At 60.6% G+C, this 14,096-nt stretch carries 13 protein-coding genes; 7 read left to right on the forward strand and 6 right to left on the reverse strand.

All coding sequences use genetic code 11. From position 1 onward, the window contains the following. Nucleotides 1-71: 71 nt before the first annotated feature. A complete protein-coding gene (locus IHV84_RS04055; RefSeq protein ID WP_198845941.1) occupies nt 72-2,465 on the forward strand; it encodes a penicillin-binding protein 1A in 2,394 nt (797 codons plus the stop codon). An 81-nt stretch (nt 2,466-2,546) separates the two neighbouring features. Here the strand turns inward: IHV84_RS04055 and cyaY are convergent, their stop codons facing one another. Beyond that, nucleotides 2,547-2,876, reverse strand: a complete 330-nt coding sequence (cyaY, locus tag IHV84_RS04060) for an iron donor protein CyaY (protein ID WP_044397066.1) — start codon at nt 2,874-2,876, stop codon at nt 2,547-2,549. Between the two features lie 12 nt (nt 2,877-2,888). Here cyaY and IHV84_RS04065 point away from each other — a divergent pair, with 12 nt between their 5' ends. The 5 genes from IHV84_RS04065 (at nt 2,889) to IHV84_RS04085 (ending at nt 6,901) form a co-directional block, all read left to right on the forward strand. Further along, a complete protein-coding gene (locus tag IHV84_RS04065; protein WP_198845913.1) occupies nt 2,889-3,071 on the forward strand; it encodes a lipoprotein in 183 nt (60 codons plus the stop codon). A 265-nt stretch (nt 3,072-3,336) separates the two neighbouring features. Then, nucleotides 3,337-3,648, forward strand: coding sequence for an HU family DNA-binding protein (locus IHV84_RS04070; protein WP_066698437.1), 312 nt, complete (start codon nt 3,337-3,339; stop codon nt 3,646-3,648). A 279-nt stretch (nt 3,649-3,927) separates the two neighbouring features. Then, nucleotides 3,928-5,208, forward strand: coding sequence for a methyl-accepting chemotaxis protein (locus IHV84_RS04075; protein WP_198845914.1), 1,281 nt, complete (start codon nt 3,928-3,930; stop codon nt 5,206-5,208). 212 nt (nt 5,209-5,420) lie between these two features. After that, nucleotides 5,421-5,753: a metal-sulfur cluster assembly factor gene (locus IHV84_RS04080; RefSeq protein ID WP_198845915.1), complete on the forward strand. Its 333-nt coding sequence runs from the start codon at nt 5,421-5,423 to the stop codon at nt 5,751-5,753. 23 nt (nt 5,754-5,776) lie between these two features. Continuing rightward, nucleotides 5,777-6,901 carry a hypothetical protein gene (locus IHV84_RS04085; RefSeq protein WP_233099691.1) on the forward strand — a complete coding sequence of 375 codons (1,125 nt, stop codon included), beginning with the start codon at nt 5,777-5,779 and terminating at the stop codon, nt 6,899-6,901. 48 nt (nt 6,902-6,949) lie between these two features. Here the strand turns inward: IHV84_RS04085 and IHV84_RS04090 are convergent, their stop codons facing one another. The 3 genes from IHV84_RS04090 to IHV84_RS04100 form a co-directional block, all read right to left on the reverse strand. Then, nucleotides 6,950-7,285 carry a hypothetical protein gene (locus tag IHV84_RS04090; RefSeq protein WP_198845916.1) on the reverse strand — a complete coding sequence of 112 codons (336 nt, stop codon included), beginning with the start codon at nt 7,283-7,285 and terminating at the stop codon, nt 6,950-6,952. A 110-nt stretch (nt 7,286-7,395) separates the two neighbouring features. Continuing rightward, on the reverse strand, nt 7,396-7,629 hold the full coding sequence (locus IHV84_RS04095; RefSeq protein WP_067513407.1) for a hypothetical protein: 234 nt from the start codon (nt 7,627-7,629) through the stop codon (nt 7,396-7,398). Between the two features lie 258 nt (nt 7,630-7,887). Next, the gene (locus IHV84_RS04100; protein WP_198845917.1) at nt 7,888-8,370 is read right to left on the reverse strand and encodes a GreA/GreB family elongation factor; all 483 of its coding nucleotides are present in this window, start codon (nt 8,368-8,370) and stop codon (nt 7,888-7,890) included. A gap of 431 nt (nt 8,371-8,801) precedes the next feature. Between IHV84_RS04100 and IHV84_RS04105 the strand changes: the two genes are divergently transcribed. Further along, nucleotides 8,802-9,632, forward strand: coding sequence for an urease accessory protein UreD (locus IHV84_RS04105; RefSeq protein ID WP_198845918.1), 831 nt, complete (start codon nt 8,802-8,804; stop codon nt 9,630-9,632). A gap of 46 nt (nt 9,633-9,678) precedes the next feature. Here IHV84_RS04105 and IHV84_RS04110 read toward each other — a convergent pair whose 3' ends face one another. After that, nucleotides 9,679-10,590, reverse strand: coding sequence for a DNA-binding response regulator (locus IHV84_RS04110; RefSeq protein ID WP_198845919.1), 912 nt, complete (start codon nt 10,588-10,590; stop codon nt 9,679-9,681). Continuing rightward, the gene (locus tag IHV84_RS04115) at nt 10,580-13,960 is read right to left on the reverse strand and encodes an ATP-binding protein (RefSeq protein WP_198845920.1); all 3,381 of its coding nucleotides are present in this window, start codon (nt 13,958-13,960) and stop codon (nt 10,580-10,582) included. The genes IHV84_RS04110 and IHV84_RS04115 overlap by 11 nt, the downstream gene beginning before the upstream one ends. Nucleotides 13,961-14,096: the final 136 nt, after the last annotated feature.

Here is a 14,096-nt window from a genome sequence, read left to right on the forward strand (position 1 = left end):
CCCCATTACTTCAACTCGGCGTAATTTTTGCCAGCATTTTTATAATGCTCTGAACAGTTTTGAGCAGCGATATGCCTTCCCGCCCCTCCGATCAAGCCCCACAAGCCACCCCGAAGTCCAGCGCCGGCCGCAGATGGACAAGCACTCTTCTCAAAATTTTGGCCTGGGGCTTAGGCCTAGCAGCGGCATCGACGGTCGGTTTAGCGCTGACTGTGCTGATCGCTCTCGCGGTCGCTTACCCCAATCTTCCAGACGTATCGGACTTGGCGGACTACCGCCCCAAGCTGCCCCTGCGCGTCTTCTCTTCTGAGGGGGCCTTGCTTGGCGAGTTTGGGGAAGAGAGGCGAAATTTGACTCCGATCCAAGACATCCCCAAAGTGATGAAGGATGCCGTTTTAGCAATTGAGGATGCTCGCTTCTTTCAGCACGGCGGCGTGGACTACAAAGGGGTCGTGCGTGCGGGGCTGGCAAACGTTGGCAGGGTTAAAAGCCAAGGCGCTTCTACGATTACCATGCAAGTTGCCAGAAATGTTTACCTCTCCTCAGAAAAAACATTTACTCGCAAAATTTACGAAATACTACTCACATTCAAGCTTGAGCACTTGCTCACGAAAGATCAGATTCTTGAAATATATATGAATCAGATTTTTCTTGGTAACCGTGCATATGGTTTCGCAGCAGCCTCTGAAGCATATTTTGGCAAGCCTCTCCAATCTATCTCCATCGCCGAGGCGGCTATGCTGGCAGGCCTTCCCAAGGCCCCATCAGCTTACAACCCCATCAACAATCCTAAGCGTGCCCGGTCGCGTCAGTTGTACATCATTGAACGCATGGAGGAGAACGGCTTCATCACAGAACAGGAAGCCATTGAAGCGAAAAAGGAAGAACTGAAAATCCGGTCAGGGTTGAGCAATACGCGAGTGCACGCGGAGTACGTGGCAGAGATGGCCCGGCAACTTATCTTTGCTCAGTATGGCAACGAAGCCTACACACGCGGTCTTAACGTGTACACCACGCTCAACGCTGGGGACCAAGAAGCCGCCTACACCGCTCTGCGGCGTGGAATCATGGATTACGAGCGTCGGCAACATTACAGGGGACCGGAGAAATTCGTAGCACTCCCATCGGGAGAGGGGCCAGAAGTAGAAGATGCGATTGACGAAGCTCTGGCCAGCCACCCCGATAACGGCGATGTGCTTGCTGCTGTGGTGCTTGAAGCCACTGCAAAAAAAGTTGTGGTCGCACGTGCAAACGGGGATGTCATTGAAGTCACGGGCGACGGACTGAAGCCGGTGCAGTCTGGCTTGAACGACAAAGCAGCCCCCAACATCAAAATCCGCCGGGGTGCCGTCATACGAATCTCCAAAGGAGCAAAGAGCTGGGAGATTACACAGCTGCCAGAAGTCGAGGGGGCGTTTGTCGCCTTGGACCCTCGTTCAGGAGCCATCAAAGCTCTAGTGGGGGGGTTCGACTTCGATAAAAACAAGTTCAATCACGCCGCTCAAGCCTGGAGACAGCCAGGGTCGAGTTTCAAACCCTTCATCTATTCGGCAGCCTTGGAGAAAGGCTTTACTCCTGCCACGGTGATCAACGATGCCCCGCTGTTTTTTGATGCCGGCACGACAGGCGGTCAACCCTGGGAGCCAAAAAACTACGATGGCAAATATGACGGGCCAATGACCATGCGGACGGGCTTGGCCAAATCTAAAAATATGATTTCCATCCGGATTCTTCAGTCAGTGGGCCCAAAAACGGCTCAGGAATGGGTATCACGTTTTGGATTTGATGCCGAGAAGCACCCAGCCTATCTGACCATGGCACTGGGCGCAGGTTCGGTCACGCCTATGCAGATGGCGGCGGCTTACTCGGTATTTGCTAACGGCGGCTATCGCGTGCACCCATGGCTGATCACTAAAGTCACAGATCACAAAGGCCGAGTTATCTCGGAAACCACACCTCCGACACTCGACGAGACGAATCGGGCTATTGATGCACGAAATGCATTTGTGATGAACAGCCTGCTGCAAGAGGTGACCCGCTCTGGAACTGCCGCTAGAGCACAAGCAACGCTCAAACGCACGGATTTGGCGGGCAAAACAGGCACTACGAATGACTCTGTGGACGCTTGGTTCGCGGGGTACCAACCCACTGTGGCGGCGGTCACCTGGATCGGATACGACACACCGCGAAATCTGGGCAGTCGCGAAACTGGAGGGGGGCTGAGCTTACCCGTGTGGATCAGTTTCATGGACAGAGCACTCAAAGGCGTGCCAATCACGGAACCTAAGGTGCCTGCGGGCGTGGTGAACGTTGGGGGTGATTGGTTCTATGAAGAATATGCACGCAGCGGCGTACCTAGCCTGGGCTTGGAAGACAAAGGATCTTCCACGACACCTCTTGCAGCGCCGCCACAGCAGCCGGCGGCAGAAGAGCGCAACCGTATTTTGGATCTTTTCAAAAACTAGGTCGGGGCATCAACACGCCGTCCAGTTCAATTGACATTCGCTGGAGCACGATATGGATTGGGGCAACCCTGCCCCGCTGTCTTATCCCGCGAATGTCAAAGGGATCCCGGCCTGAAGTGAGGCAGCTCGACTCAAGCAAGCGAAAAATTCACCCTCGCCTTTTGTGTCTTGCCAAGAAGACCCGTCATATCGATAGTGGTATCCGCCCGATCTAGCAGCCATCCAGATCTCGTGAAGAGGTTTTTGCAGATTGATCACGATTTGGGTTCGGTTGGGAAAGGTCAAAGTGATCATTCCTCCGGACCGCTGGTTATCAATATCGGCATCAGAGGCCTCATTGATGTCATCGCAGCTACGCTCTACCGCAAGCAGAAGCTTCTCCGCAAGATCCATGAATTCAAGATCAGTCATTACAATTTGCATATGTTGAAAGCAGCCCAAATTCTAGTGAGTGCGCTTGTCCTTGCTGGCAGTGCGGCAGCCTTGGTCGGATGCGGGCAGCGCGGGCCCCTTTATTTACCGAGTACTCCCGAGGCTCAAAAGCGAGCAACGTTGCCCGAGACACTGAACCCCGCCTCATCCGAACCAAGAGAAAAAACCAAGTAACGATTTCTGTGCGAACTAGGGTCGTACAGCCTCTCCTGAGGTGAAGATTCGATGAAACTGTTGACGTGGTGCCCCCCCCGGGGTTTGAACTTCAACTGAACAGATTCGAACTGAATTGCTGTGGCTGCTTGCATCGCAGAAGTTGGTAGCTGATCGGCATGAAGAGTCTTCTGAGACTGGATAAGCGAACCGATCACAATCAACGCAAGTTACACAGATTGAGCTATAAACCGGCATCTCAACACTTTTAAATCACAGAGCATCTATGAACCGCGCAGAACTCGTTGAAATCCTCGCCTCCAAGAATGACCTGTCCAAGGCAGCCGCCAATGCTGTACTGGAAACGCTGATCGACACCATTCAAACAGCAGTCAAGAAGGGCGATGCTGTCCAACTCGTGGGATTTGGTACTTTCAAATCTGCGAAGCGTGCAGCACGCACAGGCAAGAATCCTTCCACTGGCGCCGCCCTGAAGATTCCTGCGACCACTGTGCCTAAGTTTGTGGCGGGTGCGAAGTTCAAGGCAGTGGTGGACCCGAAAGCAGCCAAGCGCAAAGCAGAGAAGGCAGGCAAATAAATCTCTGCAGCATTGCTAGCGATATGCAACCGCCAATGCCTAACCGCATTGGCGGTTTTTTATTGCCCGGCAGCCCAGGCAAGCCTCATGTGAAACAGAGATGCATCAGCTACCTGCCAGAGCGTCATCGCTTTGGTCTATGGCATGCCTCGCATGGCCGAGAAAAGCGTGAGAAACCGCTCTGTGTCTTGATCATCCAAAGCCCATCGCCGTTTGAATGCGCTTGATTGGGAGGTTTTCGTGATTGAACCTTCCGCGAGGCCGGCAGTGCGAGCCCGCATGGGCACTTTGCGAAAGCAATTGGACGAGTTGTTCCAGCGCCTGGAGCCTATGCTCCAAAGCAACGAAGGGCGGGCATTGTTTGTTGAAATGCGTACCCGTAGGCTGGCCTATGTGGCGGCCTTCACTGCAGCGGCAGACATGCAGGAATCCGATGCGGCGGCCGCCAACCAACTGCTCACGCAGAAAGTTCTCCCAGCGATTGACGCATTGGCGCAGCCCATCACGCAACTCAAAGCGTTGCAACTGAAGATTTCCAATACGTCGGGGAGCCGACTGGAAGCGCAGATGCAGCGCCAGAACCAGATCAACCTGGCCATTGGTGCGGTGGCGGTAATTCTGGTGGTGGTGCTGGCAGGCTCACTGGTCAGGGCCATCATGCAGCCCTTGGAACACGCCATGAAGGTGGCGGCCACAGTCGCGCAAGGGGATCTGACCTTGCCCATCCGTACAGACGGAGACCACGAATTCACCCGGCTCCTGGAGTCGCTCAAGGCCATGCAAAGCCATTTATCCGCAACCCTCATGCGGGTGCAGGAGAACACCACGGAAGTGGCCTCAGCCTCATCCCAGATCGCGGCTGCGAACCTGGACCTGAGCGCACGAACCGAGGCCCAGGCCAGCTCACTGGAACAAACCGCAGCCTCAATGGAGCAAATTACTGCGTCCGTCCAAAGTAACCAGCAGATGACCCAGACGGCCAACCAGTTGTCGGCCACAGCCGCCAAGCACGCCAAGGACGTGGGCGAGCGTGTGCAAGAAGTGGTGGGAATGATTCGCGACCTGCACGAATCTTCGCAGCGCATCCGCGACATCACCAGCGTCATCGACGGCATCGCTTTTCAGACCAACATTCTGGCGCTGAACGCAGCCGTGGAGGCCGCACGCGCCGGCGAGCAAGGCAGGGGCTTCGCCGTGGTGGCCGCCGAAGTGCGCTCGCTGGCCAAGCGCTCGGCAGAAGCTGCGCAAGAAATCAAGACCATCATCCAGACGAACACCGAAAAGATGGATGCGGGCACAGAGCTGGCAGAAAAAGCTGGTACCGCAGTCCAGGAGGTGGTTACGTCGATTGAGCGAGTCAACGCCACTGCTGCCGATGTCGCCGTAGCCTCCCGCGAGCAATCCGATGGCATCGATCAAATCAGCCAGGCCGTCATGCAGCCGGACCAAGCCACCCAGCAAAACGCAGCCTTGGTAGAGGAAACCTCTGCCGCCACCAGCAACCTGGACGACCAGGTGCAATCACTCAAGCAGCAGATTTCACGCTTCCGCCTGGCCTGAGGCTCAGCGAACAAGGCTGCTTCGTCTGCGAGCGCTTGAACGAAGCCAGCCTTGGCGTAGAACGCCACCGTATTGCCCCCTCCTCCATCAAAACCACTTTTTGAGTCGCGGCCGGGAAGTCCTCATAATGGCTGCGCAACCGAACTCTTCGCAGTGACCGACCATGCCAAAGCGTACCGATGCTTCCACCCGGGCTCCGCGAGCCTTGTGCCATGACTGAGCATCCCTTCCCCTACGAGGGCCCCGAGGAGTTACGCCAGCCCATCCTGACGGCGCTGCGCCGCGTGGTGGACCCTGAAGTGGCGCTGAACGTGGTCGATGTCGGTCTCATCTACGGCGTCACCGTGGCCGATGGCAAGCTGCATGCCCAGGTCACCATGACCTCTGCGGCGTGTCCGGTGACCGATGTGATCCTAGAGGACATCGAAACACAGCTGGACCGCGACATGCCACCCGAATTGTTGATAAAGGTCGAGCTGGTGTGGTCCCCGCCCTGGTCCACCGACCGCATGAGCGAGCGGGCTCGCCGCTTCATGGGATGGTGACCCCGCCTCCTCCCTCGGCACCCATGCGAACACGCGTCGCGCCCGCCAGGCCTCGCACGCTGGCGCCGCTGGTTCTGATCCTGGTAGCGCTGGCACTGGTGAGCGGCATCACCGGGGGCCTCGTTCGCGCTGGGGTGCCCTTGCCCTCCCTCTTCCCGCTTTCGGGCTGGGCGGGGCATGCCGCGGTGGCCCACGCGGGGCTGATGATTTGCGGCTTCATGGGCACAGTGATTGGCGTGGAGCGAGCCGTGGCCGTGAAATTGCGTGCGGCCTGGCTCGCCCCACTGGCATCTGGCGTTGGGGCCCTGTGCCTGCTGGTCAATAAGACCGACGTCGGCGCCGTACTGTGGCTCGCCGCTGCCGTGTTCTTCACCGCCGTCAACGTCGTCGTTGTGCATCGTCAGCGGGCCGCGCACACCCTGCTGCTGCTCGGGGGGGCTTTGGCGTGGTTGATTGGCTGCGTGCTGTTTTTGCGCCGGCCTGGCGACGCTGCCAGCCTGCCCTGGTGGTTCGCCTTTCTGGTCATGACCATTGCTGCAGAACGCCTGGAGATGACGCGGCTGATGCGCAGGCGCCCTGGTGCCAACGCATCGCTTTGGCTGCTGCTGGGGTTGATGACACTGGGCGCTGCGTTGACGAGTTTTTCGGTGCGCATAGGCGGCGTGTTGTACGGCCTGTCGCTGCTGCTCCTGGCGCTGTGGCTGGGAGTGTTCGACATCGCACGCCGCACGGTGTTTGCCCACGGGCTGGCCCGCTACATGGCCGTGTGTCTGCTCGGGGGCTACGCCTGGCTTGCGGTTGCTGGCTGGGCCTGGACGGGCAGCACGCTCGGTTTGCCCCTGCGAGACATGGCCCTGCATGCACTCGGGCTGGGCTTCATTGTGAGCATGATGCTGGGGCATGCCCCGGTCATCCTTCCTGCCATTGCACGCATCAAAATTGAATTCGGTAAGTTCTTCTACCTGCCCTTGGTGGCCTTGCACCTGTCACTGATCGTGCGCCTGGTCTGGGGTCTGGATGACCCGCACTGGCGCGCCACGGGGGCGCTGCTGAACACGGGTGCCATGGCGCTTTTTGCCGCCACCATGCTGGGGGGAGCGCTGTTGTGGCGAGTGCGTCACGCGCGTGCGGGTAACGACGGCGAATAAACACGACCAGCACGACACCACACTCCACTCCCGCTGCAAGCTCCCCCCTTAAAAAGCGCAGTCTTCATGCCCCCACCAGGCTGTTGATCTGCGCTTGTTTGCGTGACATGTCGTCATCAGAGTCGGCAACCCGTGCTGACTGAACCAAGCACCGATGCCGATGGCCTCAGCCCGACCGGCTTCGGACAAATTGCGCTGTGAACTGCATTGACCCAGGATAAAACCCGGCGGATCGCCCACCCCCGGCTCGGTACTGGTGTGGCGAATCAGCAGTACACCGCCCTCACGCGCCATCATGGCAAGAGACGGCGCCGATGGCGCACCAAAGGCGGCACGCCCCAGAACACACAACCCCGATCCGATCAGCCATGCGCGTCGATCCATTTTTCCTGCCTCCAGAGTTGGGACCTCAAAACGACCTGGCATCGCCGATCCGCATCTGCCTGATTGAGGGCCCAGCTCAGGATTGAATATCAACCGACCAATTTTTGCCGTCAGGGGAGCCGCAAATCCATACCAAGCTTCCAGGAAAGGCCGAACGTGAAGGCCAACACACACAAAAGCGCCAGCATGAAGATGGCTAAAAACTTGCTACCCCTGCGTATCAGGGCGCGCCTGTCCATCACCTTGTTGCCCTGGTCGTAGTGCCACTTGATGGCAAAAAACATGCAGGCGCCGAAGATGAGAACCTTGAACGTCAGGAAGGCTACCGGAACCCAATCAATCATTTTGAGAAACTCCAATGGTTCGCACCAAATAACTTCATAAACAGCGAGCTCGCATCCATGCGACCTTGCGTCCTGCTCTGCCAGAGCGCGGGCACTGTGAAGTCGTAACCTCACCTGTGACACCTTGTTGCTGCCCAATAGCCACAGCGCAGCAAATAGCGTTCGTTAGCGGAATGCTTCCAACATCAAGTTCGGCTGGCGGACTGCACGGTCTGCCTGAATCGTCAAGACTCCTACAGTGCAAAACAGCCTTGCGGCTCAGTGAACCCGTAGCACCTCAAACTGCTGCTGGTGGGGAGAGACCTGTATCGAGACCTCATCACCCTCGCATTTACCCAGAATGGCCTTGCCCAAAGGTGCTTCGCTGCTGATGACCTGAACGAGGTAAGCCCCGCTCACCAACTTCATGCTGCCTCCTTCCGGGCCGAGAAAAAGCTGCAGCTGCTTATCGTTTGCATCAACCAAGCAAACCAGCGCACCGATTTGTATACCTTGATTGGCGTCATAGGGGCGCGGATGGAACTGGCGCCAATGGGCCATCGCATGGCGGATGGCTTCTGCGCGCCGAGCTTGGCCGGTCGCAAGGTAAGCGGCTTCGAGTCCCAACGTGTCGTATTTGTTCTCGGCGATGTTTTCTTCGTGGGTCGCCGCCTCATGGGCCACTCGCACTGCCTCTTCGACTTTCAGCAGGTCCTCGGCTAGTCGCTCCAGCACTTGCTGCCGCAGCAAGAATTTATCCATGATGAAAGATAGGCATCTCAAACAAGCGAAGGCAATTCGTGATTATGAAGGGCTCCGCCCGCCGTTGATACTTGGGCTGGCAGATTGGGATGGAAACGCTTCTGTTATCCCAAAGGCTGAACATTAACTTTGGGCGACTGCTTCAATGACGCAAGCTCGAGACTTCGAATAGAGTGCAGCGCCATCAATGCTGCGCCCTGCGCCAGCGATGCCTCATCGATGTTGGGGCAGGGATGATGGCGCAAGTACTAGGAACTGGCTTTTTTACAGAGATCCTGCTGTTACCCGAGTGAGCCACTCGCGGTGCCAGTCGGGCGCACAACGGCCACATCGCAAGTTAGGCGCAAAACTTGCATGGTCTTGCAAATGCCGACCTATCACGCCCACCTGAGACTTATCCGGCACCCGTCCAACGTGGTGTCCCGATACCCATGAGCTGGCGCGCCTGCTTGGAGCTGCACTACAGCTTGGAATCAGCGCGTACCGTTGCCCGCTATCGCCATGACGGGCCGCTGCGCGTGCTGCGGAGCCTCTACCCCGAGGGCGACACCGTTTGCCACAACGTACTGGTCCATCCGCCGGGCGGTCTGGTGGGGGGCGACACGGTGGAGACCCAGGTGTCGGTGGCGCCCGGCGCGCACGGTCTCGTCACCACACCCGGCGCCACCCGTTTCTACCGCTCGTTGGGCGAGCCGGCCCGTCAGCGCGTGCACGCCCGGCTGGAGGCTGGCGCACGGCTAGAGTGGCTGCCGCTGGAGGCCCTGGCCTATAACCAATGCCAGGCTGAAAACCGTGCCGTGTTTGATCTTGCCCCCGGTGCCGAACTGCTGGGCTGGGATATCACCGCGCTGGGCCTGCCCGCGGCAGACCAGCCTTTTGCGGAGGGCTGCTTCACGCAGCATCTCGAGGTGCCGGGCGTCTGGCTGGAGCAGGGCCGCATCGCAGCCGACGACCTTCGGCTGCTCAATAGCCCGCTGGGCCTGGCCGGCCAGCGCTGCCTGGCCACGCTTTTTTTCATGGCAGGCACGCCCATCGAGCGTCAGCGCCGCGACGTCGCGCTCGACGCTGTGCGCCGGGTGATCGACGCGCATCCCTTGCGGCTCAGCGCCGGCGCTACCAGCCCGCATCCACAGGTGCTGGTGCTGCGGGTACTGGCTCCGCTGGTTGAACCGGTACTGGAACTGTTGCGCCCGGCCCGTGCAGCGTGGCGCCAGGCACTGTGGCAGATGGACGCTGTGGCACCTCGGGTCTGGGCGACCTGAGCTTGTTGCGGCACGATGCGACCGATGGAGCTCTGGAATCCCCGGCTCAGGCGTCCTGCAGCAGGCTGCTCGCGATCGCCGCTGCCGCCGTGCGCGTTTCCACCCCCAGCTTCTCGAAGATGTGCTCCAGGTGTTTGTTCACCGTGCGCGGGCTCATGCCGAGGATGTCGGCAATGTCGCGATTGGTCTTGCCCTTGGCGAGCCAGGACAGCACCTCGGTCTCACGTGGTGTGAGGACTGCGCCAACCAGGCGTTTGTGTGCCGCATTCACTGCGGGACCGCCCTGGCGCAACAGGATCATGGTCTCGCCCGGGCCGGTCTGCCCTAGGTATTGGGCCTGCAACTGGCTGCCGTTGGGCAGCGGGGTTAACGTCTCACCCTGCGTGATGGCAGCCTGCAACCAGCCCTTTAGCGGCGTCGCGTCGTCCTGCGGGCCCAGCGCTTCTTCCAGCCAGTGCATGGCCTGCGGCGAACGCCAGGCGATGCGACCCTGGCTGTCGAGCAACACTACACCAAGTCCGGCCACATCCACTGCCTCGCGTGCCAGCCGGCTGACATGCGCATTGCGCAGGTGGGTGGCCAAGCGTGCCAGCACCTCGGGAATCTTCAGCGGCTTGACCACATAGTCCACTCCGCCGCTGGCAAACCCTTCAACGATTTGTTCAGTCTCGGCCAAGCCAGTCATGAAGATCACTGGCACGTGGGCCCAGGAGGGTTCGGACTTGAGGCGGCGGCACAGAGCAAAACCGTTCTCGCCCGGCATGATGGCGTCGAGCAGCACGGCGTCGGGGACGGCCATTTCGAAGCGCTCCAGCGCCTCGATGGCGTCGCGCGCCACCAGCACGGTATAGCCTTCGATTGCCAGCGCATCGCAAAGCATGCGCAGGGTGTCGGGCGCGTCGTCCACCACCAGCACGACGCTGGAGACTGCAGGCGGCATGACGGGTTCAGCTTTCATCTTCGGTATCTTTCAGGCGTTCGATCAGGGCAGAGAAGTCAAAACGGTCCACGTGCACCGTCAGGCTTTGCAGCACTTCCGCAATCGCCGGCTCCTGCTCGGCACTGCTGCGCAGCAGGCCACGCAAGCCACTGGCATTGCCCATGCGAGCCAGGCCGATCAGACGGTGGCGCAGTTCATCTGGCAGTGGCAACTTGTCTTCCGACTCCCGCTTCACCGATGGGACTTCAGGGGTGTGCGGCAGGTTGTGCTCGTGCACCCACTCCAGCTGCAGGACCCGCGCCAGCAGGTCCAGCAGCTCGGATTCGATCACTGGCTTGCTCACGAAACCCTGGCAGCCAACGGCTTCCAGCAGCTCGGGTCGGTTCTCGAACGGGTCGGCCGAGACGAAGATGATCGGCAAGTCGGGCCCGACATTGCTGCGGATGAGTTGCGCGGTCTGCCAGCCGTTGAGGTCGTCCATGTTGATGTCGAGGAGTACCGCATCGGGTCTGTGCTGCTGCAAGATCTCCAGGCATTCGCGGCCGCTGGCTGCCTCGCGCATGATGAAGCCCAGCGGCAGCAGCAGGCTGGCCAGCAGCTGCCGCTGGATGGGCTGGTCGTCCACCACGAGCAAGGTGCGGCGAGGGTCGAGGTAGCCGACGATGGGACGCAGGTGGCGCACGGTGCGTGCGACCGGGGCCTTGATCTCGCGCAAATAAAGGCGCACGCTGAAGGTGCTGCCCTGGCCCACGGCGCTGCGCAGTGTGAGCTCACCGCCCATGAGGCTGGTGAGCAGACTGGTGATGGTCAGACCCAGGCCGGTTCCCGCTTCGCTGGCACGCCGTCCGGCGCTGCCGCGCTCGAAGGGCTGGAAGATGCGCCCCTGGTCTTGCGGGGCGATGCCGATGCCAGTGTCTTCCACCTCGAAGCGCACCACTTCGTGCCGGCAGTCCACGCGCAGCACGACAGCACCCCGGTTGGTGAAGCGCACAGCGTTGCCCAGCAGGTTGATGAGGATCTGGCGCAGGCGCTTGGCGTCGGCCTGCACCCAAGCGGGTACGCGGCCCTGGGTTTCGAGGCGGAACGCGAGGCCCTTGCCCTCGGCCTGGGGCTGCACCATACGCGCCAGTTCGGAGAGGAATTCCTGGAAGGGCAGCGGCGCTGGGTCCAGCCTCAGGCGGCCGGCCTCGATGCGGGCCAGGTCCAGCAGGCCGTCGATCAGTGCGTGCATGTGCTGGCCGCTTTGCTGGATGGTCGTGACGGCCTCGCGCGCGCTGCCCTGAAGCTCGCCGCTGCGCAGCAGGATTTGCGAATAGCCCAGGATGCTGTTGAGGGGCGTGCGCAGCTCGTGCGTCATACCGGCCACGTAGCGCGTCTTGGCCTGACTCGCATTCTCGGCCACCTCCTTGGCGCTTTGCAGCGCGGCGTCGGTGCGCTGGTGGGCGTCGATTTCCTTTTGCAGCAACTGGGTCTGGCGCTCGGATTCGTCGTGCGCCATGCGCCGACTTTCGTTGGCCAGCACCAACCACCAGGCCCACACTGCAGCCAGCAGAGCAAGCAGCGAAAACACCTTGACGAAGGGACCGCGCAACGCGTCGGGCGGCGCGGTCAGGCTCTCCTGCATGTAGACCACACCCAGCACAAAGGCCATGACGGCGCAAAGGGAGAGGAAGACCGTGAAGTACTGGCCGACGCGGAAGTTGAAGCGGTTGTTCAGGCTGGGGGGCAGGATGGCTGCGAGCGCGGCGCGCACCTGGTCAGCCGCGCGCGCCTGGGTCTTGCAGCGATCATGGCAGCGTGATTCGAGCGAACAGCACAGCGAGCAGATCGGCGCACCGTAGGCCGGGCAGGCAGCCATGTCGGTGCTCTCGAACGGGTTTTCGCAGACGCTGCAGCGCACGAGTTCACCGACCTGCCAGGGCGAAGGATCGCGGCGCGCAAGGTAGTAGCGCCCCCGGGTGGCCCAGGCCAGCAGCGGCGCCGTGACCATGGCGGTGAAGAGCGCGATGAAGGGCGCGAAGGCGGCAGCGTATTCGCCCAGCCAGCCGAAGTGGGCCACGACCGAGAGCACCACGGCCAGTCCCATCGCACCCAGGCCCACAGGGTTGATGTCGTAGAGGTAAGCGCGGCGGAACTCCACGCCCTTGGGACTCAGACCCAGCGGCTTGCTGATGACCAGGTCCGCGACCAGCGCGCCCACCCAGGCGATGGCCACGTTGGCGTACAGGCCCAGCACGCGCTCGAGCGCGCCGAAGACGCCCAGCGTCATGAGCAGCATGGCGATGATGACGTTGAACACCAGCCAGACCACGCGGCCCGGGTGGCTGCGCGTGAGCCGCGCGAAGAAGTTGCTCCATGCCAGTGAGCCGGCATAGGCGTTGGTGACGTTGATCTTGACCTGCGAGATCACCACGAACAACACCGTGAGCAGCAGCGCAGCTGTGGGGTCGCTCAGTGAGCGCAGGTAGCCCACCAGGTACATCTGCGTGGGCTCGGCAGCGTGCAGCGGCGATGTGCCGTACTGCAGCGCGACGAAGGCCAGAAAGGCCCCGCCCAGCATCTTGAGCATGCCCGGCAAGATCCAGCCCGGGCCCGCCACGAGCACTGCGCCCCACCAGCGCCAGCGGTTGGCCGAGGTGCGTGCAGGCATGAAGCGCAGGTAGTCCACCTGCTCGCCGATCTGCAGCACGAGCGCGAAGGTCACCGCGGCGGCAGCGCCGAACATCAGCGGCTCGAAGTCGTTGCTGCCCGAGGTCAGTCCGGACAGGCCCGTGAACTGCACGTAGAAATCGGGCTGGGCCAGCGCAAACCATGCGAAGGGCCACAGCAGCAGCACCACCCACAGCGGCTGGGTCCAGGTCTGCAGACGGGAGATGAAGGTGATGCCGTGCAGCACCATGGGGATGATGACCAGCGAGGACAGCACATAACACCACACCAGCGGCCAGTCCAGCACGAGCTGCAGCGCCAGCGCCATGATGGACGCCTCCAGGGCGAAGAAGATGAAGGTGAAGCTGGCGTAGATGAGCGAGGTGACGGTAGAGCCCAGGTAGCCGAAGCCAGCGCCGCGCGTGAGCAGATCCATGTCCAACCCGTAGCGCGCCGCATAGACGGCAATGGGCAGACCCGTGAGGAAGGTGACCAGGCCCATGACCAATATGGCCCAGAGCGCGTTGGAAAAGCCGTAGTTCAGCGCGATGGCGCCGCCGATGGCCTCCAGCGCCAGAAAGGACACGCCGCCCAAGGCTGTGTTGGCCACGCGCAGCTCACTCCATTTGCGTGCACTCTGGGGCGTGTAGCGCAGCGCGTAGTCCTCCAACGTCTCGTTGGCTACCCAGGAGTTGTAGTCGCGGCGGATGCGAAAGATCTTTTGTGGTGCGTGGTTCATGCCTGCGCTTTTTTGGTGCATGCACTGTCAATACCAGTGCACACGCAAGAACCGTACTCAGCGATGCGCGCAGCCCGCGTACGTCAATTGACGTATGGGCCGTGGAGAGGGTTGTCCCTAATCTCAAGGCCGTGGT

Origin of the sequence: Acidovorax sp. IB03, assembly GCF_016406015.1 — a bacterium.
GTDB lineage: Bacteria > Pseudomonadota > Gammaproteobacteria > Burkholderiales > Burkholderiaceae_C > Acidovorax > Acidovorax temperans.

Bases quoted from the DNA above. Each gene is read 5' to 3' on its own strand.
- IHV84_RS04075 (WP_198845914.1), top strand. From the start codon at position 3,928: ATGGGCACTTTGCGAAAGCAATTGGACGAGTTGTTCCAGCGCCTGGAG.
- IHV84_RS04070 (WP_066698437.1), top strand. From the start codon at position 3,337: ATGAACCGCGCAGAACTCGTTGAAATCCTCGCCTCCAAGAATGACCTG.
- cyaY (WP_044397066.1), bottom strand. From the start codon at position 2,876: ATGACTGATCTTGAATTCATGGATCTTGCGGAGAAGCTTCTGCTTGCG.
- IHV84_RS04115 (WP_198845920.1), bottom strand. From the start codon at position 13,960: ATGAACCACGCACCACAAAAGATCTTTCGCATCCGCCGCGACTACAAC.
- IHV84_RS04090 (WP_198845916.1), bottom strand. From the start codon at position 7,285: ATGGATCGACGCGCATGGCTGATCGGATCGGGGTTGTGTGTTCTGGGG.
- IHV84_RS04110 (WP_198845919.1), bottom strand. From the start codon at position 10,590: ATGAAAGCTGAACCCGTCATGCCGCCTGCAGTCTCCAGCGTCGTGCTG.
- IHV84_RS04085 (WP_233099691.1), top strand. From the start codon at position 5,777: ATGCGAACACGCGTCGCGCCCGCCAGGCCTCGCACGCTGGCGCCGCTG.
- IHV84_RS04105 (WP_198845918.1), top strand. From the start codon at position 8,802: ATGAGCTGGCGCGCCTGCTTGGAGCTGCACTACAGCTTGGAATCAGCG.
- IHV84_RS04100 (WP_198845917.1), bottom strand. From the start codon at position 8,370: ATGGATAAATTCTTGCTGCGGCAGCAAGTGCTGGAGCGACTAGCCGAG.
- IHV84_RS04065 (WP_198845913.1), top strand. From the start codon at position 2,889: ATGTTGAAAGCAGCCCAAATTCTAGTGAGTGCGCTTGTCCTTGCTGGC.
- IHV84_RS04080 (WP_198845915.1), top strand. From the start codon at position 5,421: ATGACTGAGCATCCCTTCCCCTACGAGGGCCCCGAGGAGTTACGCCAG.
- IHV84_RS04055 (WP_198845941.1), top strand. From the start codon at position 72: ATGCCTTCCCGCCCCTCCGATCAAGCCCCACAAGCCACCCCGAAGTCC.
- IHV84_RS04095 (WP_067513407.1), bottom strand. From the start codon at position 7,629: ATGATTGATTGGGTTCCGGTAGCCTTCCTGACGTTCAAGGTTCTCATC.